Here is a 591-nt window from a genome sequence, read left to right as displayed (position 1 = left end):
GGCGCTTGGTGCCCTGGTCCTTTTCCCAGGCCTCCACGGCCTGGTTGGTGACCGTACAGGCCGCCTCGGCTAATTTAGAGGCCGGGGCCAGTTCAAAGCTGGTTTTCAGGTGGGCAATTTGTACCGGTAATACATCCCTGACAAGAAGGGTGGCGTAGCGGCTGTTCACACCCTTCTTGGCTTCCAACAAACTCATCCCTCCTTGGAGTGTTAGTTTTTTTTAACCGGGTGGGCCTCGGCCAGGCGGCGGACCTTCGCCATCATGAAGGCGTAGTCGGGGCCGGAAAACTCCCGGTAGAGGTTGACGTGTTTTTCAACGAGCCTCCTGGAACAGCCCAGGACTTTTCTAATAGCCGGTACCGGCAGGCCCCTTTCCAGGAGGTAGGTGACCCGGGCGAAGTCCAGGAGGTAGTTCTCTATTGACTCATAGCTGTGCCCGGTGCGCCGGACGATTTCGGTCTCGGTATAGCCGTCCATGTAGAGGCGGATGATCTTGTCGGCGTGGCTTAAGGCCGGTCCCATGTCAGCCACGAGGCCCCTGGTGGGAACCACCACGCTCGGGTGCTCCTTTAGTAAAGTCTGTACGGATTT

2 protein-coding genes are annotated in these 591 nt (G+C 58.0%); both read right to left on the bottom strand.

What is annotated here, in order from left to right; all coding sequences use genetic code 11:
* Positions 1-187: hypothetical protein (locus NUV48_15580; protein MCR4443552.1), on the bottom strand; the 187-nt coding region annotated here is incomplete at its 3' end.
* Positions 188-210: 23 nt separating this feature from the next.
* A partial coding sequence (locus tag NUV48_15575; protein MCR4443551.1) for a DUF1670 domain-containing protein occupies positions 211-591 on the bottom strand: 381 nt, incomplete at its 5' end.

The sequence above is a fragment of the Peptococcaceae bacterium genome, assembly GCA_024655825.1.
In the GTDB taxonomy this organism is placed as follows: Bacteria; Bacillota; Peptococcia; order DRI-13; family PHAD01; genus JANLFJ01.
This window is presented reverse-complemented; position numbering and strand designations above follow the sequence as displayed.